Origin of the sequence: Chitinophaga sp. (genome assembly GCF_035564935.1) — a bacterium.
Taxonomy (GTDB): domain Bacteria; phylum Bacteroidota; class Bacteroidia; order Chitinophagales; family Chitinophagaceae; genus Chitinophaga.
Window position 1 is genome coordinate 1 of sequence record NZ_DATMTE010000450.1, and the last position, 5518, is coordinate 5518.

General features: G+C 47.1%; 7 protein-coding genes. All 7 read right to left on the reverse strand.

Annotated elements, in window-relative coordinates; genetic code table 11:
- Positions 1–67: 67 nt before the first annotated feature.
- Positions 68–724, reverse strand: a complete 657-nt coding sequence (locus VN105_RS11650; RefSeq protein WP_325641013.1) for a 3-oxoacid CoA-transferase subunit B — start codon at positions 722–724, stop codon at positions 68–70.
- 35 nt (positions 725–759) lie between these two features.
- Positions 760–1452 (reverse strand): CoA transferase subunit A, encoded by a 693-nt coding sequence (locus VN105_RS11655; RefSeq protein ID WP_325641015.1) that lies wholly within the window; start codon positions 1450–1452, stop codon positions 760–762.
- A gap of 18 nt (positions 1453–1470) precedes the next feature.
- On the reverse strand, positions 1471–1962 hold the full coding sequence (locus VN105_RS11660; protein WP_325641017.1) for a DUF4296 domain-containing protein: 492 nt from the start codon (positions 1960–1962) through the stop codon (positions 1471–1473).
- Positions 1963–1967: 5 nt separating this feature from the next.
- Positions 1968–2897 (reverse strand): DUF4835 family protein, encoded by a 930-nt coding sequence (locus tag VN105_RS11665; protein WP_325641019.1) that lies wholly within the window; start codon positions 2895–2897, stop codon positions 1968–1970.
- On the reverse strand, positions 2890–4110 hold the full coding sequence (coaBC, locus tag VN105_RS11670) for a bifunctional phosphopantothenoylcysteine decarboxylase/phosphopantothenate--cysteine ligase CoaBC (RefSeq protein ID WP_325641021.1): 1221 nt from the start codon (positions 4108–4110) through the stop codon (positions 2890–2892). Before coaBC ends, VN105_RS11665 begins: the two co-directional genes overlap by 8 nt.
- Positions 4111–4212: 102 nt before the next feature.
- Positions 4213–4554: a DNA-directed RNA polymerase subunit omega gene (locus VN105_RS11675; RefSeq protein ID WP_079469388.1), complete on the reverse strand. Its 342-nt coding sequence runs from the start codon at positions 4552–4554 to the stop codon at positions 4213–4215.
- Entirely contained in the window at positions 4523–5353 is an 831-nt protein-coding gene (locus VN105_RS11680; RefSeq protein WP_325641024.1) for an outer membrane protein assembly factor BamD, read from the reverse strand. The genes VN105_RS11675 and VN105_RS11680 overlap by 32 nt, the downstream gene beginning before the upstream one ends.
- Between the last annotated feature and the right edge of the window lie 165 nt (positions 5354–5518).

Here is a 5518-nt window from a genome sequence, read left to right on the forward strand (position 1 = left end):
CGGGAAATAAAAATGTCCTGCTCCCGGAAAGGAAGCAGGGCACGGTAAAGTATATACGAAATATCCCTTAAGTGATCATCTCCGGAATATCCCCATCTATAACCAGTTTCCCGGCAGTTTTAGCGCGGATCTCTTCCACGGTAACACCGGGTGCACGCTCCAGGAGTTTAAACCCTTCCGGCGTTACGTCCAGCACTGCCAGTTCAGTCACAATTTTCTTTACACAGTTAACACCCGTAAGCGGTAAGGTACAGGCGGGCAGCAGTTTGCTTTCGCCTTTGGGATTGGTATGCATCATGGCTACAATAATGTTCCTGGCGGAGGCCACCAGGTCCATTGCACCGCCCATTCCTTTCACCATTTTGCCCGGGATTTTCCAGTTAGCAATATCGCCGGTATCGGATACTTCCATAGCGCCCAATACGGTAAGATCTACCTTACCGGCGCGGATCATACCAAAGCTTTCTGCGGAGTCGAAGAAACTCCCTCCGGGCAACAAGGTCACTGTTTCCTTCCCGGCATTGATCAGGTCCGCGTCAATGTCTTCCGCAACAGGATACGGTCCCATACCAAGTATCCCGTTTTCAGACTGCAGCATAATAGAAACGCCGGCGGGTATATAGTTAGATACCAGCGTAGGAATACCAATACCAAGATTCACGTACATACCATCCTGTAGTTCCTGCGCAATTCTTTTGGCTATACCATATTTATCGAGCGACATAAAATGTAAGATTTGAGAGTGGAAAATTTGATGAACTAGATCTTAACCGTTCTGCGTTCGATCCGTTTTTCATAGTTACCGCCTTTGAAGATGCGGCGTACATAAATACCCGGCACATGTATCTGGTCGGGCTCCAGCTCTCCGGGCTGTACCAGCTCTTCTACTTCAGCAATGGTAATTTGCCCGGCCCTGGCCATTGAAGTGCTGAAATTCCTGGTGGTTTTACGGAATACGAGGTTACCCAGCGTATCTCCTTTCCAGGCCTTTACAATGGCGAAATCGGCATGCAGTGCCAGTTCCATCAGGTGGGGCTTCCCATCGAATACACGTACTTCTTTACCTTCGGCGATTTCAGTTCCGTAACCGGCAGGAGTGAAAAAAGCGGGAATACCCATACCAGCCATCTGGATGCGCGTAGCCAGCGTTCCCTGTGGAATAAGGTCTACTTCCAGTTCACCAGCCAGGAGCTGTCTTTCAAATTCTGCATTTTCACCTACATAAGACGACATCATTTTCCTGATCTGCCGGGTTTTCAGCAACAGGCCAAGACCAAAATCATCTACTCCTGCATTGTTGGATATGCAGGTAAGATTTTTTACGCCTTTTTCCACCAGGGCGGTGATACAATTTTCCGGAATCCCGCACAAACCAAATCCTCCCAGCATCAGTACCGCGCCATCCCGGATATCTTGTATGGCTTCGCCGGCATTTGCTACTACTTTGTTCATGTTTTGGTGTTTTATAGATTAGGGCTGCCGTTTGATAAAAGGGCGGACTGTGTCCACCTTCGGCAGCAATAGCACGCTGTCTGCATACGGGAAAATGCTTTTCATCCGGAATCGGAGCGGTGCATTTTCATCCACAGGGTTGGGTAAGCGCTGTTTCCTTGCAGCAATATCAGTTTGTACCATTTGAAATACTTCCTTCAACCTGTTGGGATGACTTTCATAATACCGGTAGCTTTCCATAAACTCTTTCACGCTTACCTTATGGAGGTCCAGTATCTGCTTGTAATAGATCTTCACCTTTTCCTGCCTGAGCGAATCAAAGTTAGGCGTATAAGTAACCTGCATCTGTTGTTCGCTGCTGTAGGCATCTGCAATAGACATATCTACCAGGATGCCGGTCATCGTTTCCTTTGAAAGATACTTACGCGGTACCTTATCACCATCCCCGCAGGCGAACAAAAATAACACGATCAAAGCCAGTGCGGTGTATTTCATCATCATATTCATCATAGCGGTTACTTCATCTGTTGATATTTTTGTGCGTTGGGAACGTCCATCTGGGACAGTAGTTCCGCTGCACGGCTTTTCTCCTGTGGCGTAGCGCGGGAGAATATTTTCAATAACTCCTGTCCTTTTGAAAGGAAAAAGGTTTGCATCAGCATGGAGTTCGGAATATCTTGGTGGATGGAGTAAAGCATGTTCAGGCAGTTAAGAATAGCTGCACGGCCTTTCATCACATCGTCATACATCAGGTCCAGCCCTTGCCGGTGGTATTGATACATTACGTCATGAAACTGGAGGAACTTTGCATTGAGGAGATTATCCTGCAACCAGTAACGGTTACGGTTTCCTTCAAAGGCTTTCCATCCTGAAATTTCCTTTCCATCCGGTGCATTGTTTACAATATTCAGTGCTTTCTTGAAATACAGGTCTCCGCCACGGGGGGAAAACGAGTCATAATCCAGACCGAGAATAATATTCACATAATACGCCAGGATAGCGGTTAAGTTAGATGCCAGCGGGTCGTTGCCCACCACCCTGTTATCGCTAAATTCCAGCTGCTGAAATTCCACATAGCGGAAAACTACATTGGGATCCTGGATATTCAGCAGGCTGGTTACATAGCTGCTGTTAAATACCGGCCTGGTGGCCTGTATGGTCAGTGTGCCCTTGTAGCTGTCGTTTCCCGATGTTCCGGTAATATTCAGTAAAAAATTACATTCTATCCGTTCTGCTGGTGTAAAGGCATCGGCAGCCCAGTGGCGGTTATTGAGAAAATCCCGGATGGAGTTCTGCAGGGTTGTAAATATTTTTTTGTCCACTCCCTGGATCTGTTGGGCTACTACAGATACATTGGCCCTGATTTCCTGGGCCTTAACGGGAGGGCAGCAGAATAGTAAAAAGGCGCCTGCCAGCAGCAGGATCAGCGGGAAACGATTAGGCATGTTGCAATTCGATTATAGCGGAAACAATATCCTGGGCCACGGCCTGTTTGGATTTGAGAGGGAAACTGCGTTCGTTCCCGTTTTTGTCAAACAGCGTTACTTTATTGGTATCATAATTAAAGCCTGCACCTGCGTCTGCCAGCGAGTTCATCACAATCAGGTCCAGGTTCTTTTCACGCAGTTTTTTCAGCGCATATTCTTTTTCATTGTTCGTTTCCAGGGAGAATCCTACCAGCAGCTGCTGTGGCCCTTTACGATCGCCCAATGAGCGGAGTATATCGGGAGTTTTTTCAAGATCGATGTGTAACTGTGCTTCGCCTTTTTTGATTTTCTTATCGGCCACATTTGCCGGGCGGTAATCGGCCACGGCTGCGGCGGCCACCACTATCCCGGCGCCGGGGTAGCGGGACGTTACAGCGTCGTACATTTCCTGGGCGGTTTGCACAGGGATTACAGTGATGCCGGGATGGGCTGTTTTTTGAGAAGTGGGACCGAGTACCAGCTGTACATCGGCGCCGGCATCCGCCAGGGCCTCTGCAATGGCAATACCCATTTTGCCGCTGGAGTGGTTGGTGATATAGCGAACAGGGTCAATATGTTCTATAGTAGGTCCGGCAGTAACGATGACAGTGGTTCCGTTCAGTGCTTTTTTTCCGTTTTCCTGCCGGAAATGCTGTTCAAGGAAGGTCAGTATCTGTTCAGGCTCCGCCATGCGGCCTTCTCCAAAGAGGCCACTGGCCAGTTCACCGGATTCCACGGGAATTTGCCGGTGACCGTAAGCGATCAGTTTATCCACATTGGTGCGGGTGGCGGGGTGATGCCACATGTCTTCATCCATTGCCGGGGCAAAGAGCACCGGGCAGGTGGCAGACAGGTATACGGCCAGCAGGAGATTGTCGCACAGGCCCAGGGCCATTTTAGCGAGTGTATTGGCGGAAGCGGGTGCAATGAGCATTACATCTGCCCACCGGCCCAGCATTACATGGTTATTCCAGCTATTGTGGTCACTGATATTCAGGGGCACCTCGTTTTTAGAGAGGGTGGCCAGGGTGAGTGGGGTAATAAAGCCAGCAGCGGCAGTGGTCATCACCACTTTCACTTCAGCGCCTTCCTTTACCAGCAGGCGGATAAGGGTAGCGGCTTTATAGGCAGCAATGCTGCCGCTCACTCCGAGCAGGATCTTCTTTCCTTGTAGCATTTTGATAGCGTCCATGGACATATACAAAAACAAAAGCGGCAGAAATCATTCTGCCGCCATGAAATTAATATTTTTATTTTTCGCAATCACGCACCTCACAAAATAATGTGCGGCAGATCAGCTAAACAAGTCGTCGTCGTTCTTGCGGAAATAAATTTTGCTGTCCAGGAACTCCTGAGTAGCCTGGATAGCGGGATTTGCCAGTCTTTCATAAAAACGGGAAATCTCGATCTGCTCCTTGTTCTCATGCACTTCCTCAAGGTTGTCAGTATGGCTGGCAAACTCTTCCAGTTTGGAATGGAGCTCCTCTTTCACGGAAATATTGATCTGATTGGCGCGTTTGGCTATCACGGCAATAGACTCATATAAATTACCAGTTCTGTTCTTAATGTCGGTAGTATTTTTGGTTTCTACCCAGGGATTAAGGCTACTGGTTAGACTTCGCTTTAATTTGCTCATTATCCAGTGTTTTTATGTTGTTTTGTGCTAAGGTATAAAATTTTTCGGCATCAGGCTTTAATTTGCTGTTCGGGTAGTGATCCGCGAAATCCAGGTATTCGTCGAGAACCGTTGCGTAGCGCTCTTTTTGTCTTTCCGGAATACTGTTTTTAGCATAACTATAATAAGATCTGATGGCCATTACTTTGTAGCTGTCGCTTTTATCTGAGTCGGGGTAGTTGCGCATCAGGTTTTTGAAGGCAATACCGGCGGCTTTATAGAAGCCCAGGTTATAATACAGTTCTGCGCTGGAGAACTCTTTCTTTTCCAGTTTACGCCTGCACAGCTCAATTACCAGGTTGGCTTCCGACACTTTATCGGCTGTGGGATAGTTATTGATGAAGGTTTGCATTGCAGCAATGGCCTTCATGGTATTGGTCTGATCCAGTGATACCTTTGGCGATTGCTTATAGTAGCAATATGCCTGCATATAATCTATCTCTACAGCTCTGGGGCTGTTCGGGAACAGGTCCAGGTAATTCTTAAACTGGAAGGCTGCCTGCACATAATCCTTTACATAATAGGAACAATATGCGAAATTATAATACATAGGCTCAAACTTATCAGTACCCTTATATACCTGTACGAGGTCGGTATAGAGCGTTATTGCCGTATTGTATTTTTTCTTCTGGAACAGCTGGTTCGCGTAGTCCAACTTTTTCTCAAAGTTGTTGCTTTTCTCTATTCTCCGTAACTGGTTGTTACAGGAGGTAGATACAATAACCACAAGAACACTGATGTACAATAAAAATTTCCGCATAAAGAGTGGCAAAATTAAGAATTAAATGTAAATGTAAGGCAGAGAGATTTTCATTGCTGTTAAAATTTTGCAAAAGAGGGAATTAAATCGCTGAATCAGAGGTTTTCCACTACGGCCGGGACCGGGATATTTTTTCCACCGGGATGTGGAAAATTGATTTCTGCG